This window comes from Cardiobacterium valvarum (assembly GCF_900460955.1).
Lineage (GTDB): Bacteria > Pseudomonadota > Gammaproteobacteria > Cardiobacteriales > Cardiobacteriaceae > Cardiobacterium > Cardiobacterium valvarum.
This window is the reverse complement of record NZ_UFUW01000001.1, coordinates 486,245-508,712: the sequence shown is the minus strand read 5'-3', so window position 1 is coordinate 508,712 and position 22,468 is coordinate 486,245. Positions and strand designations below refer to the sequence as shown.

The following is a 22,468-nucleotide window of genomic DNA, read 5'->3' as shown; positions in this document are numbered from 1 at the left end:
ACGCGGCGGGGATACGGGCGGCCTTCGCACACGACAAATTTCGCCAAGCTGCATAAACATTGAAGTTTTGCGACGCCCTGAATCTCGCAGGTCCTTTTTACTCTTGCCCTCTGTCAGGCATGCCCGTAGTCTGGATACGGCGGATGTCCGCTGTTTTCCGGTGGCGTCCCGCTATCTGCCGGGGCTGCGGGTATCTGTCCCGCCGTGTCTATGTCGTCATCCGTCCCGTCCAGCGTGGCGTATTGCGTCGCCAGCGCGTCAAGGCGTTGCAGAATAGGTTGCAGGGCAGCATCCGGATTGTTGAACCAGTCGGTTGACCAAATTCGGTACATCTCCCAGCCGAGATTTTCGAGGATTTCCTGGCGCAGGCGGTCGCGGTCGCGGACGGATTTGGCGGAATGGTAGGTCGCGCCGTCGCATTCGATGCCCAGCAGGAAGTGTCCTTCGCGGTGCGGGTTTTTCACGGCGATGTCGATGAAGAAGCCGTTGACACCGACTTGCGGCTCGCACTGGTAGCCGTATTGGGCGAGCGCATCCATAACGGCGATTTCAAAGTCGCTGTCCGGGGCTTTATGGGTAATGATATTTTGATGCAGATGTCCTTTTTCGCAGTAGTCGAGGAAGGCACGCAGGGCACGCAAGCCTTTTTTGCTGTCGGCGGTAGTGAGGATGTCTGCCGCATTCATGGACGAGAAGATGTGCATCCGTTTTTTGGCGCGGGTGAAAAGAACATTGAGGCGGCGCCAGCCTTCGTTGCTGTTGATCGGGCCAAAACGCTGATAGACGCGACCGCCGGGCTGCTGCGGGCCGTAGGTCATGGAAATCAGGATGACGTCGCGCTCATCCCCCTGGACGTTTTCCAGGTTTTTGATGAATACAGGCGTGGTTTTGGCTTTGTCTTCGTATATTTTTTGCAGCAGGGGATTGTCTTTCAGCATTTGCTCGAAGCGGGCGGCGATTTCTTCCTGCTGCGGATTGTTCATGGCGACGATGCCCAGGCTTTCTTCGGGGTGTTGTCGCAATATATCGGCAGCTTCTTCCACGATGGCAGCGGCTTCTTCTTTATTGTGCTTCTCGTTGAAGCAGCCGTCTATTTTCTTGTAGCGGATGCCCAATTCCGTCGATGTGGCTTGCGGCGAGGGGAAGAGGATCAGTTTTGAGTCATAGAAATGGTGATTGGAAAAGGCGATGAGGGATTCATGCCGCGAGCGGTAGTGCCAGGTCAGGCGGCGGGTCTGGAAGGTAGCGTCCGGGATGACGGCATCCAAGATGCTTTCCATCTCCTGCACGGCAACAGTGCCGCCGTCCCCGTCATCGCCGTCGTCTCCGTCATTGCCATCCACCACTTTCTGGAAAAAACGGGTCGGCGGCAGTTGTTTCGGGTCACCGACAATCACCGCCGAACCATTTTTGTGGGCACTGCGGGCAATCGCGCCGATGGCGTCTTCGGACAGGATTTGCGAGGCTTCATCCATGATGACAACGTCGAACTGGAAATGCCCGGGCTTCAGGTATTGCGCGACCGATAGCGGGCTCATCATGAAGCAGGGTTTCAGCGCCAATATGGCGGCAGAAGCGCGATCCAGTAAATGACGAATGGCGATATGCCGCGTCTTTTTCTGGCTTTCGTGGCGGATCAGCGAGGCTTCGCTCAACATGGACACCCGGCCTGAGCTGATGCCGAGGGGAACGGTTTTCTGTGCAGCGTTGTAAGCGATTTGTTCCCGCTGCAAATGCAGCAGTTTTTTGTCACATTCGCGAAAGCGCTGGATGGCGGCATTGTGCGTCATGCCCGCAAAGTCGCGGATGAGCGGGTCGCTGGCAAAGATGTCTTGCGCGAGACGGTGGTGGATGGCAAGTTCGATGGCGGAAAGTAGCTGCTCGGGCGGTAATACGCCGCTTTCCAAGTGCTGAATGATGTTGCCCAGCGCCCCGGCCGCCAGACGGTTGCGGATACTCAGATATTGCCCCCAAGTGCCCAGCCAGCGAGGTTGCGACAGAGCGGTGCGGTTGCGTTGCATGATGGCAGCAAGGCTTTCACCGCTTGGTAGCCATGCGGTTTTATCTACCGCACCACAGCGCAAGAAATGTTGTTCTGACTGTGCTGCCGCGTTCAGGCAACGGGCAAGCTGTGCCGCCAGCGCCTGCAAACGGGTGTAATGCACGGCGGTAAAAGCGGGCAATACGATGCCTGCCACGGCAGGATGCGCCTGCACTGCCGCGATGAGCGCCAGGGTGCTTCTGGCCGAGGCGACCTCTGCCGGATTGAAATGATGGGGCGGCGGCGGGAAATGCCATGCCTGCGGCAGGAAGGCAAATTGCGCCTTTTGCGTTTGCAGTTGCTGCGCCAGGGTCAGCGCAGTTTGTAATTTGTCCACCGCTTGCACGAGTTCGTGCAGGCTGATGTCGTTGCGGGCAAGATGCCGCTGTAAGATGGGCAAATGCAGTTTGAGGTCTTCAATGAGCGGCATGAGGTTGATGTTACCGTTCGCATCGGTCGGTATTGTGACGTTTTTGAAGGTATGACGGATCGTGGGTATTTGTTGCAGCACGTGGGTCAGGGTTTCGTGCAATTTATCCGTATAGGTATCGGCGATGTCGTAAGCGAGATTGCGTTCCAAGGTAAAGAGTGTCGTACCGGTAGCGCTGTTTTCATCGAATCTTGCGCCGTATTGGCGACGGATATTTTTATACCACGCCCGTAATTCCCGGTATTGTGCGACAGGAGTATCCACGCCGTGATAGAGCGGGGCAAAGGCGGGGAATCGGCGTTGCAATCTTTCGATGTCTGCCAGTTGCCGCCGGTAGTGAACGAGATCCGGCAATGCAGCAGTTATTTCCTGCCAGTCCGGTTTGGCGCGCCGTATCAGTCCGGCGATTTCCGCCCGGGCTGCCCGCCATTGTGGTGATAAAACGCGAAACAGTCCGTGGTCATCCAATATGTCCTGATATTGTTGCAGGGTATCCATATCCGGCAGGTCGTCCATATGGAAAGTACCGGACAGATTTTTGTGCAATTTTTGGGCTTCATTCAGCAACGGCTGCAATTGATCCAGAAAGGAATCGATATCCGGGTTATCGAATACATCGCGCCGATATTGCCATAATTCGGCAGGTAATTGCTTGATGAAACCCGCAAATGTGGCCAAGGCTTGTTGATTATCCGGATGTACGGCAAAGAGATGACGGATGTTTTCCGGTATTTCGCAGCGTATCTTTGCGAGCTTCTCATCCAGTTGGTTAATCATCATTTGGGTATCCCAAGCGGTTTTGCCACAGGCACTGATGGCCTTCGGACTGCTGGCCGGATCGCCGCAGAGGTTGTGCAGTTGGGCGAGTGTTTGCGTAAAAGCATGCCAATCTTCCGCTTTGTCGACAGTATCCATTTTGAAGATATCTGCTAATGCGGCAATATGTCGGTGGTTATCCTCGTACCGATCAAGAAATCCGGTAAATACCGCTTCTTCCTGCATAATCTGATGCGGATTCACGGAAAAGTCTTCATTGCCTTGCAAGGCGGGTAATTGTTGCAAAGCCACCAGCAATGCCTGCAAATCATCATGGCTGAACGAAGAAATATCCTGGTTGAATGCCTGTTGCCACTCGTTATGGAATTGTGCCAGTTGTGCCAGAGCGGTATCCCATGCCTGCAAGGCGTCAAGTAGTTGCCGGGTTTCGTAATCGGTCAGGATTGTTTTTCCGATGCCGTACCAGTAATGGCCGCTAATCGTGCCGGTGGGCGATTGTGCGGTGGTTTCTTTGAAAACACTTTCCAGTATTTGCCCGCTGTCCCGCAGTTTTTCAATCGTTACTGCATTGAGCTGCATATCATCGGGTGGAGTTAAGACAATGGCGTCGGGCGGCAATGACAGCGCCAGACGGAAGCGGGTTGCGCGATTGAGGATGCAGTGGATACTGAGGCCGCTGTCTTGCCAAGGTTGATTAATCCTCTCGGCATAGTCGAGTAATTGTTTTTTATAGTTCTCGTAGTATTGGATGTCAGTATAGATTTTCGCCGGATGACGATATTGCCCTTGTTTGTCCAGTTTCTGTTCCAGTGCATGCAACAGCTCTTTTTTATTGGTTTTATGGCTATGCAATTCCAGACAGAATTCGCCCAATCCTGCTTTATCCAGGCGGTCTTTGACGACATTCAAGGCGGCCATTTTTTCGGCGACAAAGAGGACGGTCTTGCCGCTATTCAGGCAGGCGGCAATCAGGTTGGTGATGGTTTGGGACTTGCCGGTGCCGGGCGGTCCCTCTATCACAAGATTTTTGCCCTTAACCGCATCTATCAGCGCGCTGTGCTGGGAACTGTCGGCATCATAAATCAGGGGAAAATCGTCATGAATTTGCGGAATATGGTCAATATCATGCTCTTCCGCATAATGAATGCTGATATCGGCATGACTTTCCTCGCTCTTATTGCTGAACAGTTTCTTGATAATGGGGTGTTCTTCAAGAGGCGCGCTTTTTGGCCAATTGGCTGGATCCAGATCCTGATACATCGCCTGTTTGGTGAAATTCAGTAGGGTCAGGGTTACCCGGCGTTTTATCTGCCATGCAGGTTTTATCTTTAATAATGTTTGCTCAATGTACGCAAAATAGTCTTCCGGGGCTTGTCCTTCGTTGATGGACGGCAATCGCAGATTGAAGTCATGCCACAACTTTTCCTGTAAAGTCACGTTGCTGAATACGTCATCGTCACGCAGACTGATGTGGTATCGGCGTTCCCCGCTGTTCCTGGCTGGATCGCTGGCTTCCAGTTTCACCGGCAGGGTAAATAAGGGCGCTAGGCGCTTGCCGGACTTGCCGTCATTGTCCGCCCATTCCAGAAAACCCAAGGTCAGATACAGAATGTTGGAGCCCGTTTCATCCATGGCGCTACCTGCCAGTGCGCGGATTTTTTGCAGGCGGGAGGCGAGTGTGGCAGGGTAAAGCAAGGTTTGCAGGTCATCTTTTTTGCTTTCAGCCGTTATGGGAGCGGTTAATTCTAAAGCAGTATTGATGCCCAACCGTTTCGCCCATTCTTCGGCATTCGGGGTTTTATTCCCGCTGCCCCATAATTCACTCTGCTGTAATTCCTTTGACCCCGGTTCCGGTACGTGTCGGAATTTCAGTTTTTCCCCGCCCTGCAATGCGGCGTAGATGCGGTCTGCCGCATCAGCAACGATGGAAATACATCTGTCCTGCGGGTGACGGTAATGCAGCAAGATATTATTTGCCGTCAAATCCAATAGGCGTTTGCGGGTTTCAGTCAGGGAGGCATAGGCAAAATCGGACATTCCTGTTTCTCACGTTTCTTTTTTGTTGGTTGTTTACGGTTCTCTCTCATCTTCATACAAGCGCGATTTCCAGCGCGGAAGAAGGGGATTTTTCACCAAATATTTAACTTTTCTGTAATTATTTTACCGTCTCAAAGCGGTAAAAACATCTGTGCCCACCGGAACTTCCTGCTTTTTCGGCGGTTGGAGCGGTAGCCTTGGGTATAAAAAAACCGCCGACGAGCGGCGGTTTTGCAGACAGTGCTGGGCGAATTTATACGCCTTTTGCCTGTGCCATGACTTCGGCGACGAAATCAGACTCTTCTTTCTCGATGCCTTCGCCCAACTCGTAGCGGGTGAAACGCACGACTTCCGCGCCTTTTTCTTTCAGCAGTTGTTCAACGGTGATGTCGCCGTTCTTGACGAAGCTCTGCCCTTTCAGGGTCACTTCGCTGAACAGTTTTTTCATCGCACCTTCGACCATTTTTTCGATGATGTTGGCCGGTTTGCCGCTTTGTTCGGCTTTAGCCTGGGCGATTTCACGCTCTTTGGCGATGAATTCCGGTGACAAAGAGGCGGCATCAAGGGCAAGAGGGTTGCTGGCAGCAATGTGCATGGCAATGTCTTTGGCGAGTTCGAGGTCACCAGTGCTGATTTCCACCAGTACGCCGATTTTTTTGCCGTGCAGGTAGGAGCCGACCACACCGTTGCCGGCGTTGTAGGTTTCAAAGCGGCGGATGTTCATGTTTTCGCCGATTTTGGCGACAAGCTCGCGGCGGCGTTCGTCAGCAGTGACGCCCGGGGCAAATTCGGCGGCATTCAGCGCATCCACACCGGCGAGGTTTTGGCTGCGGGCGATGTCGGCAAGGCGTTCGGCGAAGCTGCGGAATTCGTCGCCCATGGCAACAAAGTCGGTTTCGCAGTTGGCTTCGAGGATGGTGACGTGTTTGTTGTCATCGCTGGCGGATACGACCAGCACGCCTTCGGCGGCGACGCGGCCCGCTTTTTTGTCGGCTTTGGCGAGGCCGGTTTTGCGCATGTGTTCAATGGCAGCCTCAATGTCGCCCTTCATTTCGACGAGGGCTTTTTTGCATTCCATCATGCCTGCGCCAGTGCGTTCGCGCAGTTCTTTGACCAGTTTGGCGGATATTTCTGACATGGGTACTCCTGAAACAGGGACGGCTGCGGTTGTTATGCCGCAGCCTTTTATTCACAGATTGGGATTGAAGAAATGGCGCGTTTTATTCGGCAGCCGGGGTTTCTTCGACAATGACGGTCTCTTCAGCCACGACGACGGCTTCTTCCAGCGCCTTTTCAGCGTTTTCTCCACCGCCGGTAGTGACGGATGCCTTGGCTTCCTGAATGGTGTCGGCAACGGCGTTGACGTAGAGGTTGATGGCGCGGACGGAGTCATCGTTACCCGGGATGATGTAATCAACGCCTTCCAGCAGGTTGTTGGTATCAACGACGCCGACGACCGGGATGCCGAGTTTTCTCGCTTCCTGGACGGCGATGTGTTCATGGCCTACGTCAATGATGAAGAGGACGTCAGGCAGGCGGCGCATATGGCGGATGCCGGTGAGTGAGCGGGCGAGTTTGTCGCGTTCGCGGCCAAGTACGATGACTTCTTTTTTCACCAGTTTCTGGAAGGTGCCGTCTTCGGCCATGCGTTCAATGGCTTCGAGGCGGTTGATGGACTGGCGGATGGTTTTGAAGTTGGTCATCATCCCGCCGAGCCAGCGGAAGTTGACGTACGGCATTCCGCAACGGGCGGCAGCAGTGCCAACAGCTTCGGAGGCGCTGCGTTTGGTGCCGACGAACATGACGGTGCCGCCGCTGGCAACGACGGTGCCGACAAAGTTCAGCGCGTCGTTGAGCATCGGCACGGTCTTTTCGAGGTTGATGATGTGAATATCGCCCCGTTTGCCGTAGATATACGGTGCCATTTTCGGGTTCCAGAAGCGGGTGCGGTGTCCAAAGTGCGCGCCTGCCTCAAACAGCTCGCGCATACTGACTTTACTCAATTTGATTCTCCATTTTTAAAGGGTTAAGCCTCCAAACGCGTGACCACCCCAACCGTAAGGCACCCGGGGCGTCAACTACCGCGTTTGTGTGTTTTAGTTGCCAGAAAGGCGCGCGCTTTATACCATAGCCGCTCTTGATTACCAAACAGAAAATTCCATGACCATCTCCCTGAAAAGCGACGCGGATTTGGAAAAAATGCGTGTCGCGGGACGCCTTGCCGCCGATGTCCTCGACATGATCGAGCCTTACGTCGTCTCCGGTGTCACCACCGCCGAACTTGACCGCCGCTGCCACGATTACATGGTCAACGAGCAGCACACCATCCCCGCCTGCCTCAACTACGGCAGCCCGCCGTTTCCCGCATCCACCTGCATTTCGGTCAACCACGTCATTTGCCACGGCATCCCGTCCGACAAGACCCTGAAAAACGGCGACATCGTCAATATTGACGTTACCGTCATCAAAGACGGCTGGCACGGCGACACCAACCGCACCTTCCTCGTCGGTGAGACCGGCGTCCTCGCCCAGCGCCTAGTGGACATCACCTACGAAGCCATGTGGCGCGGCATCCGCTGCGTCCGCCCCGGCGCAACCCTCGGCGACATCGGCCACGCCATCCAGCAATTCGCCGAGAACGAACGTTTCAGCGTCGTACGCGAATTCTGCGGACACGGCATCGGGCGCGGCTTCCACGAAGACCCGCAAGTCCTGCATTTTGGCCAGCCGGGCAAAGGTGTCGTCCTCGAAGCGGGCATGACCTTCACCATCGAGCCGATGATCAACGCCGGCAAACGCGACCTGAAAATCCTCAGTGACGGCTGGACCGTTGTCACCCGCGACCGCTCGCTGTCGGCACAATGGGAACACACCCTGGCCGTGACTGCCGACGGCTACGAAATCTTCACCCTGAGCGCTGCCGAACGTGCGCGCGGCGTCAGCCCCACCGGCACCATCCCACCCGCCCACTGACCATGCAGACCTACGACGACTACACCGCCTACCTCAACGCGCGCCTCGCCCGCTATACCCGCCAGCAAAGCGCCACCTTCGCCCGCCGCGTTGCCCGCGCGCTTGCTGCCGTCCTGCCTGACCCGACTTTTGCCACGGAAGACCCCTACCTGCGCCCGCACCTGCGTGCCCTTTACGAAGAAATCAGCGAAGGCAACTGGCGGCCCGCCTGCATCGGCGATGCCCTGAACGCACTGGCCGAAGAAGGAGGAGTGCCGGACGGCAACATCCTCGCCTTCCACAACGCCCTCGAACACTGGTACAACATCCATGACCCGGCAAGCGACCACCGCTTTGAGGCTGCCGCCTGCGCAGACCAGTACATGGCCCAGGCCGACCTCAACATCAGCGGCGACCCGCCCGACGACGCGCACTGGCTCACCCACCCCGCCATCAACGCCGCCTTCCGCCGCCTGCAACAATGGCTGCCCCCCGACAAACCCTGACCCTGCCGCCCTGCTGGCAACCGGCAGAACCGCCCGCCCCGCCCGACACCGAAGCCCGCCGCGCGCGCGACTACCTGCGCGGCCTGCGCCCCGCCCTCGCCGCGCACATCAAAGGCCGCGACTACGACGTGCACCGCCTCGTCACCCACTACACCGCACAAATCGATCACATCCTCACCGCCCTCTACCAACAAACCATCACCAACCCCGCCATCCGCCTCTACGCCATCGGCGGCTATGGCCGGGGCGAACACTTTCCCGCTTCCGACACCGACATCCTCATCCTCGCGCCGGATGACAGCACCGCCGCCGATCACGCGCAAATCGAAGCCTGCATCGCCCACCTCTGGCAACTCGGCCTCGACATCTCCCAGCACGTCCACCACGACCACGACCTCAACACCGCCGCCACCGCCGATACCGACCTGCTCACCGCCCTGCTCGAAAATCGCCAGCTTGCCGGCACACCGCACCCCATCGACCCCGCCCGCCCGCCGCTCATCGCCCGCACCGCCTACATCCGCGCCAAACAACAAGAACAACGCGCGCGCGACCACAAAGAAGAACAACACGGCCAGCTCGAACCCGACCTCAAAAACGGCAGCGGCGGCCTGCGTGACCTACACATGATCCGCTGGCTCAGCGCCTATTGCTACCACGACCACAGCTACACCACCCTCATCGCCAAAAACCTGCTCACCGCCAACGAAGCCGCCGCGCTGGACGAAAGCCGCGACAGCCTCTGGCGCATCCGCTTCGCCCTGCACAACAGCAACGGTGCGCACCGCAAAAACACCCTCGACTTCGGCCAGCAACAACACCTCGCGGCGGCCTTCGCCTACCACGACCAGCGCAACTACCCGGCCATCGAACAACTCATGCAGCACTACTACCGCCACACCATGCGCATCCGCCGCATCAACCAGCGCGTCGTCAGCCTCATCGAAGCCGACCACCAGCCACCACAGCCCGCCATCCCGCTAAACGCCGACTACGCCGCCAAAAACAACAAACTCATCCTGCGCCACCCCGAAAACCTCAACAACAAACCGCACCAACTGTGGGACATCTTCCACTACCTGCAACAAAACCCCACCATCAGCGACCTGCACCCCGACCTCGTCCGGCAAATCCGCCGCTCGCGCGACCGCCTCACCGACATCGCCACCCGCCGTGACGCCGACGACCGCCGCCGCTTCCTCGCCCTGCTCGCCCAGCCCGGCAACGTCTACCCCCAACTCAAACGCATCCACCAATACGGCCTGCTCTACCGCTACATCCCCGCCTTCGCCTACATCACCGGCCGCATGCAATACGACCTCTTCCACCAGCACACCGTGGACCAGCACACCCTCAACCTCATCAACACCCTCGACCAGCTCGTCCGCCCCGACCCCGCCTACCCCGAAGCCGCCGACACCCTGCGCCGCCTCAAACACCCTGCCATCCTCTACCTCGCCGCCCTCTTCCACGACATCGGCAAAGGCTACGACGGCGACCACAGCGACATCGGCGCACAAATCGCCGACCTCTACGCCCGCGAAAACGACGCCATCAGCCCGGCCGAACGCGATCTTCTCGTCTACCTCGTCAAACACCACCTCGACCACAGCCACACCGCACAAAAAAAAGACCTCGCCGACCCGGCCACCATCGCCGAATACGCCGCCCGCTTCCCGCAGCGCGACTACCTCGACTACCTCTACCTGCTCACCATCGCCGACATCCGCGCCACCAACCGCAACCTCTGGAACAACTGGCGCGCCAGCCTCATCCACAACCTCTACCGCCAGACCCGCCACCTGCTCGAACACCAGGAACACAGCCTGCACACCCGTCACCGGGCCGAACGCGAACGCGCCAAAACCCTCATCAAAAACGCCCATCCTGCCGCCATTGACGCGCTGTGGGCCAACCTGCCGGACGCCTACTACCTCGGCGAAAGCGCCGAACACATCGCCGCCAAAACCGAACACCTGCTCGCGCATGGCGACGCCCACGCCGTCAGCCTGAGCGCCGGCTACCCGCCGCGCCTCACCATCAGCAGCCCGCATCCGGCGGACATCCTCTTCGCCCGCGTGACCCACTACCTCGAAAAACACAACCACAACATCCACGAAGCGCGCCTGTACAGCACCCACGACCACCGCCTCACCATCCAGCAATACACCCTGGACGACACCCCGCCGCCCGCGCCCGGCCTTGCCGCCGACCTCGAACACCACATCGCGGACGACCGCCCGCCACCGCCACTCGGTGCGCGCCTGCCCAAACCCGCCTACCGCCACATGACCGTGCCCGCCCACGTCAACATCACCCACGACCCCGACCACGGGCGCACCACCCTCGAACTCACCTGCAAAGACCGGCACGGCCTGCTCTCACACATCAGCCGCATCCTGCTCGCGCACCACATCCACATCAGCCACGCCAAAATCGGCACCTACGGCGAAAAAGTCGAAGACACCTTCCACCTCACCGACAGCGAACACCGCCCGCTGACCGACCCCGCCACCATCGCCGCCCTGCAACAAGACCTCATGCAGGCGCTGCAATAGCGCCAGACCCCGTAACTCCCCGCTTGGCGGCCACTCACAAGCCCAGCATTTACGCCGCTTGGCGGGCCCAGCAAATACGCCGCTTGGCAGCCGCCCGAAAACCCAGCGTTTATCCCGCTTGGCGACCACTCACAAGCCCAACATTTACGCCGCTTGGCGGCCGCCTACAGACTCAGCATTTATCCCGCTTGGTGGCTTCCCGTTTACTAAAAAGCCCGCTTGCGCGGGCTTCCCCCGTAGGGGCAAAACGCTTTACAGCGTGGCAATGTCGATAACGAAACGGTATTTGACGTCACTTTTCAGCATCCGCTCATAGGCGGCGTTGATGTCGGCCATATTGATCATTTCCACGTCGGCGGTGATGTTGTGCTCGCCGCAGAAATCCAGCAGCTCCTGGGTCTCTTTGATGCCGCCGATGACAGAACCGGCGACCGTGCGGCGACCAAGGATCATCGGCACAGTATTCAGCGGCGGGGTGACTTCGCCCAGCAGGCCGACGTACACCAGCGTGCCGTCGAGTTTCAGCGTCGGGATGTAGGGGTTGACGTCGTGCGCGTAAGGCACGGTGTCGATGATGAGCTCGAACTGGTTCGCCACGCTTTGCATCTGCGCGGCATTGGTGGAAATCACCACGTTGTGCGCGCCGAGGCGTTTGGCATCCGCCGCTTTGCCGGGGCTGCGCGAGAAGAGAGACACTTCCGCACCGAGGGCGTGCGCGAGTTTGATTGCCATATGGCCGAGGCCGCCGAGGCCGATGACCGCAACTTTGCTGCCTTTGCCGACGTGCCAGTGGCGCAGCGGCGACCAGGTGGTGATGCCGGCGCAGAGAATGGGCGGCACGGCTTTGATATCGAGATTTTCCGGCACTTTCAGCACGAAGGCGTCGCTGACGGTGATGGTTTTGGCGTAGCCGCCGTAGGTGGGCTGGCCGTCGTGTTTGTCGATGCCGTTGTAGGTACCGACGAAGCCGTTTTCGCAGTATTGTTCGAGGTCGTGTTTGCAGGGTTCGCAGTGACGGCAGGAATCGACGAGGCAGCCGACACCGACAAGGTCGCCCGCTTTGTATTTGCTGACGCTCGCACCGACGCTGCGCACACGGCCGACGATTTCATGACCCGGCACCACGGGGTATATCGTGCCACCCCAGTCGTTGCGGGCGGTGTGCAGGTCGCTGTGGCAGACGCCGGTGTAGAGGATGTCAATAACGACATCATCAGCGCGCGGCGTGCGGTATGCAAAGGTGAAGGGGGTGAGCGGGCTGGTGGCAGATTGGGCGGCGTAGGCTTTGACAATTTCGGTCATGGCTGGGTTCTCCTTTGTGATGGAATGAGCGGGGCTGCTGCTAAATGCCCCAAGCGATTATCAGCGATGCGCGATGGGGGCGCAAATAGCGGCGTTTTCATAACGGTGCCGTGATATCCGCCCAGGTTAAGCCGAATTTGTGCAGGTATTTGCGCAGGCGGTCGCTGTCGTTGGCGGTGGCACGCTGCTCACGCGAGATGTGGTAGAGGGTGCGACCGGCGGCGGCGAGGGTTTTATGCTGACGGCAGACGGTGATGACGTTTTCCAGTTGCAGCCGGTCGAAAAGGTCAAGCCCGTCGGGATTTGCTTTGGCGGGGATGACGCTCGCGGCAGGGGCACTCGTGTCCTGCCACAGCCAGCGCAGGCGGGCGATTTCCGCCTGCACCAGTTCAGTAGTGATCCGCCCCTGTGGCGCGAGGGTGGCGAGGCGCATGATGCTGGCGGCGAGATCGCGGAAATTGCCGCGCCACGGTGCTTCCGGCGAGAGGGCGAAGTTGAGGTAGGCGGCGCGCGCTTCTTTATTGAAGCGGGTGGTGCGGCCAAGCTCTTGTGAGGCGAGGGCGAGCTGGTGGGCGATGTTGGGTTCGATGTCTTCGCGCCTGTCGGCCAGCGCGGGCAGCGGATAGTTCCAGATGTTGATGCGTGCGTAGAGGTCTTCGCGGAAGCGGCCCGCGCGCACGTCGTCGCGCAAGTCGCGGTTGGTGCCGCTGATGAGCTGGAAGTTGCTGGTGATTTCCGTGTCGCTGCCGACGGGATAGTAGTGTTTTTCTTCCAGTGCTTTCAGCAGCATGGCCTGTTCATCCAAGCCGAGTTCGCCGATTTCGTCGAGAAAGAGGACGCCGCCGTCGGCGCTTTTCAGGTAGCCGTCGCGTTTGTCCACTGCGCCGGTGAAGGCACCCTTTTTGTGGCCGAAAAGGGCGGAGGCCGCGCCGTCGCCACGCAGGGTGGCACAGTTGACGTCGATAAAGGCACCGCGCACCTGATGCCGTGCCTTTTTGAGCTCATAGATGCGCCGCGCCAGCATGGATTTGCCCGCGCCGGTCGGGCCGTTAAGGAGAATGGGCGAGGGGCTGTTCAGCGCGACTTGCTCGATTTCGGCAATCATGCGGTTGAAGGCGGCATTGCGCGTGGCGATGCCGCTTTTCAGATAACGCACGGCGTCGTCACGCACGGCGGCAAGACGGGCGGCCAGGGCGTCGTAGCGGGCGAGATCCAGGTCAATCAGCTCAACGCTGCCGACTTCGCCGCGCATCATTTGCCGTTTCTGGTTTTTCGGCGGTGCGGTTTGCAGAAGGACGCCGGGAATTTGCCGCGATTCAACGAGGAGGAAGAGACAGATTTGCGCGACGTGCGTGCCTGTCGTGATGTGTACCCAGTATTCTTCCTGCTCGCTGTCGAAGGGGTAATCCGCCGCCCAGTCGTGCAGGCGGGTATAGACTTCGCTGAAATCCCAGGGGTTTTCCAGTTCCATCGGCACGAGGTTGACGGCGGTATGCGGCGCGACGTGGCGGATGTCGGCGCGGACGTGTTCGGCGAGGTCGTGGAATTTTTCGGCGCAGAAGAGTTCGATGCGGTCCACGCTGAGATCCTGGCGCTGGTTGAGGGCGACGTTTGGCCGCCATTTCTGCCAGCGGCCTTCGCCCTGACCGCTGTCAAGGACGGTGCCGAGAAAGCTGATGACGACGGTGCGGCGTTTTTCGCTCATGGGGATTACTGGATAGTGGAAACGCGCGGATTATAGCCAGGCGGCATAAATACCGGCTTCTCGCGTAGTCGAAGCCCGCCCTATGACGCAATACCGCCAAGCGGCGTAGATAGGCGCAGCTTGTAGTAGTGGCTTTTCCCCGCCACCTGCACGCCGATGCAGAGGAGGATTTCCATCAGTTTTTCATCGACTGCACCGGTGCGGGGATGCGGCCGCCGCGCGCGATGAAGTCCGCACACGAGCCCGATTTCACCGGCATGATCGGCGCGTAGCCGAGCAGGCCGCCGAATTCGACGCGTTCGCCCACGCCTTTGCCCGGTACGGGGATGATGCGCACGGCGGTGGTTTTGCTGTTGATCATGCCGATGGCGGCTTCGTCGGCGATGATACCCGCAATGGTCGCCGCCGGGGTGTCGCCCGGCACGGCAACCATGTCGAGACCGACGGAGCACACTGCCGTCATCGCTTCGAGTTTGTCCAGGGTGAGGATGCCGCTGGCAGCGGCAGCAATCATGCCTTCGTCTTCGGAGACGGGGATGAAGGCGCCGCTCAGACCGCCAACGGCGGATGAGGCCATCATCCCGCCTTTTTTCACCGCGTCATTCAGCAGGGCAAGGGCGGCGGTGGTGCCGTGCGTGCCGCAGACGCTGAGGCCCATCGCTTCGAGAATGCGGGCGACGCTGTCACCGACGGCAGGGGTGGGCGCGAGCGAGAGGTCAAGAATGCCGAAGGGGATGCCGAGGAGCCGCGCCGCTTCCTGACCGATGAGCTCGCCGACGCGGGTGATTTTGAAGGCGGTTTTTTTGACGATTTCGGCGATTTCGGTGAGGTTCTTGCCGTCGCAGTGTTGCAGCGCCGCCTGCACCACGCCCGGCCCGGAGACGCCGACGTTGATGACGGCGTCCGCTTCGCCTGCGCCGTGGAAGGCGCCCGCCATGAAGGGGTTGTCTTCGACGGCGTTGCAGAAGACGACGATTTTGGCGCAGCCGAAGCCTTCCGGGGTGATGGCGGCGGTGTGCTTGATGGTGTCCGCCGCGAGCTTGACCGCGTCCATGTTGATGCCGGCGCGGGTACTGCCGATGTTGATGGAGGCGCAGACGATGTCGGTCATGCGCATCGCTTCCGGGATGCTGGCGATCAGGACGCGGTCGGCGGGCGAGAGGCCTTTGTGCACCAGGGCGGAGAAGCCGCCGATAAAGGAAACGCCGATGGCTTTGGCCGCCTTGTCCAGCGTCTCTGCCACGCTCACATAGCTGTCCGCCCCGGTCGCGGCGGCAATTTGCGCAATCGGCGTGACGGCAATACGCTGGTTGACGATGGGCACGCCGTATTTGGCGGAGAGTGTTGTGGCAGTCGTGACCAGGTCTTTGCCGATACGGGTGATTTTGTCGTAGATGTTGCGGTTGAGCTGTTCCAGGTCAGGACTGATGCAGTCGTGCAGGTCAATGCCGATGGTGATGGTGCGCACGTCAAAGTTTTGCTCGGACACCATGCGGATAGTTTCGAGGATTTCGGTGGAATGGATTTGCGTCATGGGAATTATCGTGATGAATGATGTGGGATATTGCGCAGATTATTTTGCGCTGACGTTTTCGCGCCGAATATTGCCCGTTTCTATTGCCTGTAAAAGATGTTGCGCGTCGCTGTCTTGCGGGAATAGTTGGAGATAGGTTTTCATTTCACGGATGGCATCTGCTTTTTTATCCTGCGCCAGCAATGCCATTGCCAATGCTTTATGCGCTTTTTTATTGCCGCCGGCAACGGCTGCCTGCAATACGGGAATGGCGCGCTCTATTTGTGCCGATGATGCCAGAAAGCTGCCGTATTCATATTGTATATCGGTCTTTTCTTTACCCGACAGGAGCGGTAGTAATTGCTGAAAATGTTTATCGGCTGCGGTAGCGGCATCCGGCACATCGAGATTGTGTGCGATCCAGTTCAGGCGCGCCAAGCGGAAGAGCATGCCGCGATAGTGTTCGTGTTCGGGGGTAATGATGTTTTCCGCGAGCATACCGTTAAAGAGGGTAATCAGGGCGCGCGTTTCTGTCGTGGCCTGTGCCTTGTCGTCAGCATTGTCGAATTGAGGTGGGTACATACCGGCGTGTGTGCTCAAATCGTCATAAATCTTGTCGGCGGCGGAAATATCGATGTGATTGGAAGTCAGCACCTGTCCCATGTCATGGGCAGGATAGGGTTTGGCAGTGGCTGTGGCACAAACGGCGGCGAGACAGAGGGTCAGCAGGGATTTTTTCATGGGATTCTCGGGTGATGAAAACAGGCGATCAGGCGGCTCAAATGCGGTGCATAGCGTTGAACAGCGCCTCGTTCTGCATGCGGATGTCTAGCGCAAGCACCTGGCTGGCCTGTGCGAAGATGTCGAGCATTTCCTGCCGCGATTTCGGGCATTGCGCGGTATCAACCAGAATAATCATGGTAAAGAATTCACCCATCAGTTGCTGACTGATATTGATAATGCTGATGCGGTTTTCAGTCAGGATTTTGGAGACGTCGTACACAATACCGATACGGTCTTTGCCGACAACGGAGATAACGGAATGGCTCATGTTTTTTCCCATTAAACGGTAAATGACTTTATCCCTTTCTTGCATGAAGAATGGTATAAAAACGGGGTGGAAAATGTATAACCTTCACTGCAAGCTGTCAAATAGGAATATTACCCCCGTTGGCACTGTTCATATCCTGTGGCTGCCGGGTTTATACCGGGGGAAACGTGTGAAAAAAATATCCCGGGAAGAAAGCGTTTGCGCTGCACGGCAATAGGTGTAGAGTGCGGTACCCCCCATCCATAACATATAGAGGAAATACCAATGAGCGATTTATCTGCGCTTTTTCAATCCATCAAACAGCGCGATCCGAATCAGGCACCCTTCCATCAAGCGGTGGAAGAGGTTTTCATGAGCCTGCAACCGTTTCTCGCCAAGAATCCGCAATACACGAAAAACGGTCTGCTGGAACGCATCGTCGAGCCGGAGCGCGTCATCATGTTCCGCGTCTCCTGGGTGGATGACAAAGGGCAGGTGCAGGTCAACCGGGGCTACCGCGTGCAGATGTCATCCGCCATCGGCCCCTACAAGGGCGGGCTGCGCTTCCACCCGACTGTGGATTTGGGCGTGCTGAAATTCCTCGCCTTTGAGCAGACATTCAAGAACGCGCTGACCACGCTGCCGATGGGTGGTGGCAAGGGCGGCGCGGATTTCGATCCGAAAGGCAAATCCGATGCCGAGGTGATGCGCTTCTGCCAGGCTTTCATGAGCGAGCTCTTCCGGCACATCGGCGCAGATACCGACGTACCGGCAGGCGACATCGGCGTCGGCGGGCGCGAAATCGGCTATCTTTTCGGTCAGTACAAGCGGCTGCACAACGAATTCACCTCTGTCCTCACCGGCAAGGGGCTTTCCTGGGGCGGCAGTCTGATCCGCCCGGAGGCAACGGGTTATGGCCTTATCTATTTTGTGCAGTCCATGCTGCGCACGAAAGGGCACAGCATGGAAGGCAAGCGCGTGCTGGTTTCCGGCGCGGGCAACGTCGCGCAATACGCCTGCGAGAAGGCCATTCAGGTCGGCGCGAAAGTGCTGACGGTTTCCGATTCCGGCGGCTTTGTGCAGTTTGCCGACAACGGCATGACCGAGGCGCAACTCGCCGCGCTGATTGAATTGAAAGAAGTGCGGCGCGAACGTCTCGCGGTGTACGCCAAAGAGCAGGGGCTGGCCTATTTCGCCGGGCAGCGACCGTGGGCCATTGCCTGCGACATCGCCCTGCCGTGCGCAACGCAAAACGAGCTGGACGGCAACGACGCCGCTACTTTGCTGAAAAACGGCGTGCTCTGCGTCGCCGAAGGGGCGAACATGCCATCCACCCTGGCAGCGGTCGAAGCCTTCCTCAAGGCAAAAATCCTCTACGCGCCGGGCAAAGCCTCAAACGCGGGCGGGGTCGCCACCTCAGGACTGGAAATGAGCCAGAACCACATCCGCTTGTCGTGGCCGCGTGAAGAAGTGGACAAACGCCTCTTCGACATCATGGCGAACATCCACGAAAACTGCCTGGCGAACGGCACGGAAGGCGGTTACACCAACTATGTGAACGGTGCGAATATCGCCGGTTTCAAGAAAGTGGCCGATGCGATGCTGGCGCAGGGGATTGTGTAAATCCCGACGCGCAACGCTTGCAAAAAAACCGCCTGCATCGTGCAGGCGGTTTTTTTGTGGCGGGATCAGTGTTTACGCCGCTTGGCGGGCTGCAAAGCGGACTTTTATAAGCACAGCCCCAGGCTGAACAGCAGGCTCACTCCGCAGGCGCAGCTGACGATGCGTTTCAGTTCGCAGCCGGCGCTCATCTGGTCGGCAGCGCGGTGCAGGGCGCGGGCGTGTGTGCTCACGAGTGGCAGAAGCAGCAGCCATAGCAGGCTGGTGTAGGCCTGGTTCAGCAGGGCGTAGGCAAGGTAGCAGCAGCCGGCGGCGACAAGGAGCATGTATTGGAGCTGTTTGGCACGCTCGAAGCCGAGTTTGACGGCAAGGGTCTGTTTGCCGGCGGCGCGGTCACTCACGATGTCACGGATGTTGTTGATGTTGAGCACGGTGGCGGCAAGCAGGCCGCAGCCGCTTGCGGGCAGGAGCAGGCCGGGCCGCCAGTTGCCGCTTTGCAGGTAGTAGCTGCCGAGGACACCGAGCAGGCCGAAGAAGGTGAAGACGCTGATTTCGCCGAGGGCGTGGTAGCCGTAGGCGCAGCGGCCAACGGTGTAGGTGATGGCAGCGGTGATGGCGAGCGCGCCGAGGCCGAGGAAGACGAGGAAGCCGCCCCGGCCAAGCGCGCTGACACTGAGTAGCGCGATACCGAGGACGAGGCTGGCGAGGGTGCAGACAACGAGCAGGCGGCGCATGTAAGCGGGGCTGACGCGGCCAGTAGCGGTAAGGCGGCGCGGGGCGCTGGCGGGGCGGACATAGTCGGTGCCACGGATGCCGTCGCCGTAGTCATTGGCGATGTTGGAGAGGATTTGCAGGGAAAGGGCGGTCAGCAGTGAGAGGATGAAGACGGGGGGGTGCCAGTTGCCGTCATGGTAGGCGAGCGCGTTACCACAGCAGATGACGGCGAAGGCGAGTGGCAGGGTACGCGGGCGGGACAGTTCGATGATTTGGCTCATGTGACTTTCTTGCATTTTATAAATTTGTAGCGGTATCGGCGGGCAGATTCTGCCTTATCGCCTCGTAAAGCACAATCGCAGCAGTGTTCGAGAGGTTGAGGCTGCGTGAGGTTTCCTGCATGGGCAGACGCAGTTTCTGCGCGGGGTCAAGCGCGGCGTGGAGGCTTTCCGGCAAGCCCGCCGTTTCGCTGCCGAAGAGGAGGATGTCATCCGCGCCGAAGCGGGCGTTGTAGAGGCCGCGCCTGCCTTTGGTGGTGAGCGCCCACAGGGTTTGCCCGGCAGTCGCGGCGCGGAAGGCAGTCCAATCGTCGTGGTGGCGGATGTGCGCGTATTCGGCGTAATCGAGGCCGGCACGGCGCAGGCGGCGGTCATCCCAGACGAAGCCGAGCGGGTGGATAAGATGCAGGGTGGCGCCGGTGTTGGCGCAGAGGCGGATGATGTTGCCGGTATTCGGCGCGATTTGCGGCTGGTAGAGGGCGATGTGTTGCATGGTTTAGCGGGGTTGGGCGGCAGCACGGCGGGCGGTGAGGCGCAGGACGATAAGCCAGCAGACAGGCGCGACCAGCACCGCTTCGGCCATCTGCCCGCTGATAACGCCGCGCGCGCCGAAGTAGTGGCCACCAAGGGTAATCAGCGGCAGGGAGCCGCAGGTGAGGCAGGCAAGGTTGGCGGCAGTGGCGTAAAACGGGCGGCCCAGGTTGTTGTAAGCGGCATTCATGAAGAAAATCATGCCTTTGCAGCCGTAGAGCAGGGCTATGCCGCTGCAAAAGTAGCGCAGCAGTGCTGCCGCTTCGCCGCTGAGGGTGAACCAGCCCGGCAAGGTGTCGCGCGCGGCGAAGAGCAGCAGGCAGACGGCAGCGGTCACGGCGAAATTGAAGACGAGCGCGTTATATAAGGTCTCGCGCACGCGGTCGAAGCGGGCCGCGCCCGCATTCTGGCCGACAATCGGCGCGACGGCGGCAGACAGCGAGAACAGCAGGGCGAAGCCGAGCGGCACCAGGCGCATGATGACGGCGAAGGCGGAAGCGGCGGCATCGCCGAACTGCGCCATGCTGCGCGCGGCGTAAGCGGTGGCAATCGGGCTGGTGAGGTTGGTCAGCATCGCCGGAAAGGCAATGGCGGCAATGGCGGGAATATCGGCGGCGAGCAGGCGCGGCGCGAGTGGTGCGCGCAAGCGGTAGCGGCAGAGCAGACAGTACCAGGCGACCGCCGCCATCACCGCCTGTGCGCACACCGCCGCAAGCGCCGCCCCGTGCAGTCCCCAGCCCAGGACGAAGATGAAGACAGGGTCGAGCGCCGCCTGCGTCAGCGTCGCGCTCAGGCTGACCAGCATGGCAAGCCGTGCGCTGCCGAGGGCGAACAGCGTCGCCGTGCCGCAGTTGCCGAGTGCCAGGAGCGGCAGGCCAATCAGGACGATGCCGAGATAGCCGCTGGCAAAATGCCGCGTCTCGCCCGACGCCCCGACCCAGGACAGCACCGTGCCCCGCCCCAGCCACACTGTGGCGGCAATCGTCGCCATCAGCACAAACGACAGCAGCGACAGGTTAAAGGCATAACGCGCCGCGCGCCGCCCGCTGCCGCTGCCGACCGCCTGCGCGACCAGCGCCGTGGTGGCAATGCCGAGGGCAATCGCAATCGCGCGGATAAAAAAGAGTGAAGCAGCGGAAAACCCGACCGCCGCCACCAGCCTGGCGTCGCCCAGGCGGCTGATGAACAGTACATCGACGAAATCGACCACGAACGTCGCCATGATGCCGACACTGCGCGCAGCGGTCATCGACAACAAATGCCGCCACAGGCCGCCTTCGGCAAAGACCGCCTTCACGACAGCGCCTGCGCGCACTGTGCGGCGACGCGGGCACTGCGCGAACCCTGGGCGAGGGCAAACTGCAACGCGCGCTGACGCTCGTCCGGCGCCAAATCGCGCCCCAGCCAGTGCGCAACCGTCGCCAGAAACTGCGCCTGATCGAGCGGATGAAAGGCCAGACGCAGCCCGAAACGTTCCGCCAGCGACACCTGCTCCTCCACATCCTCCTGCGGGTGCAGGGCGCGATCATCGCGGTGAAACTCGGCAAGCAAATGGCGGCGGTTCGAAGTCAGGCAAATCAGCACATTCGCCGCGACGCCGCCAAGCGCGCCATCCAGCACCGCTTTCAGCGCACGATAACTGCCGTCATCCGCGCCGAAGGACAAATCATCAATAAAGACCATAAACGGAGAGGGCGCCTGCGCCAGCGTCCACAACAAAAACGGCAAATCCGGCAAATCATCGCAGGCGACCTGCAAACACTTCAGTCCGCGCGGGCGGAAAAAGCGCAACGCGGCGCGCACCAGCGACGACTTCCCCGTGCCGCGCGCGCCCCAGAGCAGCGTGTGCTGATACGGCGCACCGCTGAAAAAACGCCCGATATTGGCGAGAAACGCCGCCTTCTGCGCCTCAATACCGAGCAGGTCATCAAGGGCGACATCGCCGCGCAGGGCGACCGGCACAACATGCGCCTCGCCCTGATAGCGCATACGGACAAACATATCGCCAGCGGCAAAAATATCGAGCAGACGGGCAGCGATGGGATGGGAAACGGACATAGTTCTTAAGAAGGTGGGAACGAAAGGCGCGAATCATACCGCATCAGCGGGGGAAGGCTGCGGCTGGGTGAAATAGCGAGGACAACCGCCCTGCCCTGCCAGCCCGGCATTTACCTCGCTTGACGGTGAGCCTAGTGTTTATCCCGCTTGGCGCGAACCCAGTGTTTATCTCGCTTGGCGGCGAGCCCAGTGTTTACCTCGCTTGGCGCGAACCCAGCATTTATCTCGCTTGGCGGTGAGCCCAGTATTTATCTCGCTTGGCGGCTGTTCACGAGGCCAGTGTTTATCCCGCTTGGTGCACGTCCAAGCCCGAACATTGCACGAAAAAATCCCTTCCCCCGCTTGCGGGGGAAGGTGGCCGCAGGCCGGAAGGGGGGAATAAAAACCCAGGATTTATCCCGCTTAGCGCAAACCCA

16 protein-coding genes are annotated in these 22,468 nt (G+C 59.4%); 4 read left to right on the top strand and 12 right to left on the bottom strand.

The features are described 5' to 3' along the window. Nucleotides 1–113: 113 nt before the first annotated feature. The 3 genes from DY250_RS02530 to rpsB form a co-directional block, all read right to left on the bottom strand. The gene (locus DY250_RS02530; RefSeq protein WP_115610781.1) at nt 114–5,285 is read right to left on the bottom strand and encodes a DUF4011 domain-containing protein; all 5,172 of its coding nucleotides are present in this window, start codon (nt 5,283–5,285) and stop codon (nt 114–116) included. Nucleotides 5,286–5,538: 253 nt separating this feature from the next. Further along, complete coding sequence (gene tsf, locus DY250_RS02525; RefSeq protein WP_115610780.1) at nt 5,539–6,423, bottom strand: translation elongation factor Ts; 885 nt, start codon at nt 6,421–6,423, stop codon at nt 5,539–5,541. An 82-nt stretch (nt 6,424–6,505) separates the two neighbouring features. Continuing rightward, a complete protein-coding gene (gene rpsB, locus DY250_RS02520) occupies nt 6,506–7,288 on the bottom strand; it encodes a 30S ribosomal protein S2 (protein WP_115610779.1) in 783 nt (260 codons plus the stop codon). A 157-nt stretch (nt 7,289–7,445) separates the two neighbouring features. On the opposite strand from rpsB, the gene map reads away from it, so the two are divergent. From map to glnD, 3 genes are read left to right on the top strand one after another with little or no spacing between them, the layout of a single operon-like run. After that, nucleotides 7,446–8,258, top strand: coding sequence for a type I methionyl aminopeptidase (gene map / locus DY250_RS02515; RefSeq protein WP_115610778.1), 813 nt, complete (start codon nt 7,446–7,448; stop codon nt 8,256–8,258). A gap of 2 nt (nt 8,259–8,260) precedes the next feature. Next, nucleotides 8,261–8,743, top strand: coding sequence for a hypothetical protein (locus DY250_RS13595; protein ID WP_006985897.1), 483 nt, complete (start codon nt 8,261–8,263; stop codon nt 8,741–8,743). Continuing rightward, nucleotides 8,719–11,301, top strand: coding sequence for a [protein-PII] uridylyltransferase (glnD, locus tag DY250_RS02505; protein ID WP_115610776.1), 2,583 nt, complete (start codon nt 8,719–8,721; stop codon nt 11,299–11,301). Before DY250_RS13595 ends, glnD begins: the two co-directional genes overlap by 25 nt. Before the next feature lie 252 nt (nt 11,302–11,553). Here the strand turns inward: glnD and DY250_RS02500 are convergent, their stop codons facing one another. The 5 genes from DY250_RS02500 to DY250_RS02480 form a co-directional block, all read right to left on the bottom strand. After that, entirely contained in the window at nt 11,554–12,603 is a 1,050-nt protein-coding gene (locus tag DY250_RS02500) for an NAD(P)-dependent alcohol dehydrogenase (protein ID WP_115610775.1), read from the bottom strand. A gap of 97 nt (nt 12,604–12,700) precedes the next feature. Continuing rightward, nucleotides 12,701–14,308 carry an RNA repair transcriptional activator RtcR gene (rtcR, locus tag DY250_RS02495; RefSeq protein WP_115610774.1) on the bottom strand — a complete coding sequence of 536 codons (1,608 nt, stop codon included), beginning with the start codon at nt 14,306–14,308 and terminating at the stop codon, nt 12,701–12,703. A 175-nt stretch (nt 14,309–14,483) separates the two neighbouring features. Then, nucleotides 14,484–15,842: a PFL family protein gene (locus DY250_RS02490; RefSeq protein ID WP_115610773.1), complete on the bottom strand. Its 1,359-nt coding sequence runs from the start codon at nt 15,840–15,842 to the stop codon at nt 14,484–14,486. Between the two features lie 39 nt (nt 15,843–15,881). Continuing rightward, complete coding sequence (locus tag DY250_RS02485) at nt 15,882–16,562, bottom strand: tetratricopeptide repeat protein (protein ID WP_115610772.1); 681 nt, start codon at nt 16,560–16,562, stop codon at nt 15,882–15,884. Between the two features lie 37 nt (nt 16,563–16,599). Further along, nucleotides 16,600–16,872 (bottom strand): ACT domain-containing protein, encoded by a 273-nt coding sequence (locus DY250_RS02480; protein ID WP_115612741.1) that lies wholly within the window; start codon nt 16,870–16,872, stop codon nt 16,600–16,602. A gap of 264 nt (nt 16,873–17,136) precedes the next feature. On the opposite strand from DY250_RS02480, the gene gdhA reads away from it, so the two are divergent. Further along, the gene (gene gdhA, locus DY250_RS02475; protein ID WP_115610771.1) at nt 17,137–18,474 is read left to right on the top strand and encodes an NADP-specific glutamate dehydrogenase; all 1,338 of its coding nucleotides are present in this window, start codon (nt 17,137–17,139) and stop codon (nt 18,472–18,474) included. Between the two features lie 104 nt (nt 18,475–18,578). Here the strand turns inward: gdhA and menA are convergent, their stop codons facing one another. The 4 genes from menA to DY250_RS02455 are packed head-to-tail and all read right to left on the bottom strand — an operon-like array spanning nt 18,579 to nt 22,052. Next, a complete protein-coding gene (gene menA / locus DY250_RS02470) occupies nt 18,579–19,466 on the bottom strand; it encodes a 1,4-dihydroxy-2-naphthoate octaprenyltransferase (protein ID WP_245951002.1) in 888 nt (295 codons plus the stop codon). A gap of 16 nt (nt 19,467–19,482) precedes the next feature. Next, nucleotides 19,483–19,956, bottom strand: coding sequence for a tRNA (cytidine(34)-2'-O)-methyltransferase (locus tag DY250_RS02465; RefSeq protein ID WP_115610769.1), 474 nt, complete (start codon nt 19,954–19,956; stop codon nt 19,483–19,485). A gap of 3 nt (nt 19,957–19,959) precedes the next feature. Then, nucleotides 19,960–21,291, bottom strand: a complete 1,332-nt coding sequence (locus DY250_RS02460; protein ID WP_245951001.1) for an MATE family efflux transporter — start codon at nt 21,289–21,291, stop codon at nt 19,960–19,962. Further along, nucleotides 21,288–22,052, bottom strand: coding sequence for a DUF815 domain-containing protein (locus DY250_RS02455; RefSeq protein ID WP_115610768.1), 765 nt, complete (start codon nt 22,050–22,052; stop codon nt 21,288–21,290). The genes DY250_RS02460 and DY250_RS02455 overlap by 4 nt, the downstream gene beginning before the upstream one ends. Nucleotides 22,053–22,468: the final 416 nt, after the last annotated feature.

What these genes read in the sequence shown, in the direction of transcription:
- DY250_RS02530 (WP_115610781.1), bottom strand. Translation starts at nt 5,285, where the DNA reads ATGTCCGATTTTGCCTATGCCTCCCTGACTGAAACCCGCAAACGCCTA.
- tsf (WP_115610780.1), bottom strand. Translation starts at nt 6,423, where the DNA reads ATGTCAGAAATATCCGCCAAACTGGTCAAAGAACTGCGCGAACGCACT.
- map (WP_115610778.1), top strand. Translation starts at nt 7,446, where the DNA reads ATGACCATCTCCCTGAAAAGCGACGCGGATTTGGAAAAAATGCGTGTC.
- DY250_RS13595 (WP_006985897.1), top strand. Translation starts at nt 8,261, where the DNA reads ATGCAGACCTACGACGACTACACCGCCTACCTCAACGCGCGCCTCGCC.
- glnD (WP_115610776.1), top strand. Translation starts at nt 8,719, where the DNA reads ATGGCTGCCCCCCGACAAACCCTGACCCTGCCGCCCTGCTGGCAACCG.
- DY250_RS02500 (WP_115610775.1), bottom strand. Translation starts at nt 12,603, where the DNA reads ATGACCGAAATTGTCAAAGCCTACGCCGCCCAATCTGCCACCAGCCCG.
- rtcR (WP_115610774.1), bottom strand. Translation starts at nt 14,308, where the DNA reads ATGAGCGAAAAACGCCGCACCGTCGTCATCAGCTTTCTCGGCACCGTC.
- DY250_RS02490 (WP_115610773.1), bottom strand. Translation starts at nt 15,842, where the DNA reads ATGACGCAAATCCATTCCACCGAAATCCTCGAAACTATCCGCATGGTG.
- DY250_RS02485 (WP_115610772.1), bottom strand. Translation starts at nt 16,562, where the DNA reads ATGAAAAAATCCCTGCTGACCCTCTGTCTCGCCGCCGTTTGTGCCACA.
- DY250_RS02480 (WP_115612741.1), bottom strand. Translation starts at nt 16,872, where the DNA reads ATGAGCCATTCCGTTATCTCCGTTGTCGGCAAAGACCGTATCGGTATT.
- gdhA (WP_115610771.1), top strand. Translation starts at nt 17,137, where the DNA reads ATGAGCGATTTATCTGCGCTTTTTCAATCCATCAAACAGCGCGATCCG.
- menA (WP_245951002.1), bottom strand. Translation starts at nt 19,466, where the DNA reads ATGAGCCAAATCATCGAACTGTCCCGCCCGCGTACCCTGCCACTCGCC.
- DY250_RS02465 (WP_115610769.1), bottom strand. Translation starts at nt 19,956, where the DNA reads ATGCAACACATCGCCCTCTACCAGCCGCAAATCGCGCCGAATACCGGC.
- DY250_RS02455 (WP_115610768.1), bottom strand. Translation starts at nt 22,052, where the DNA reads ATGTCCGTTTCCCATCCCATCGCTGCCCGTCTGCTCGATATTTTTGCC.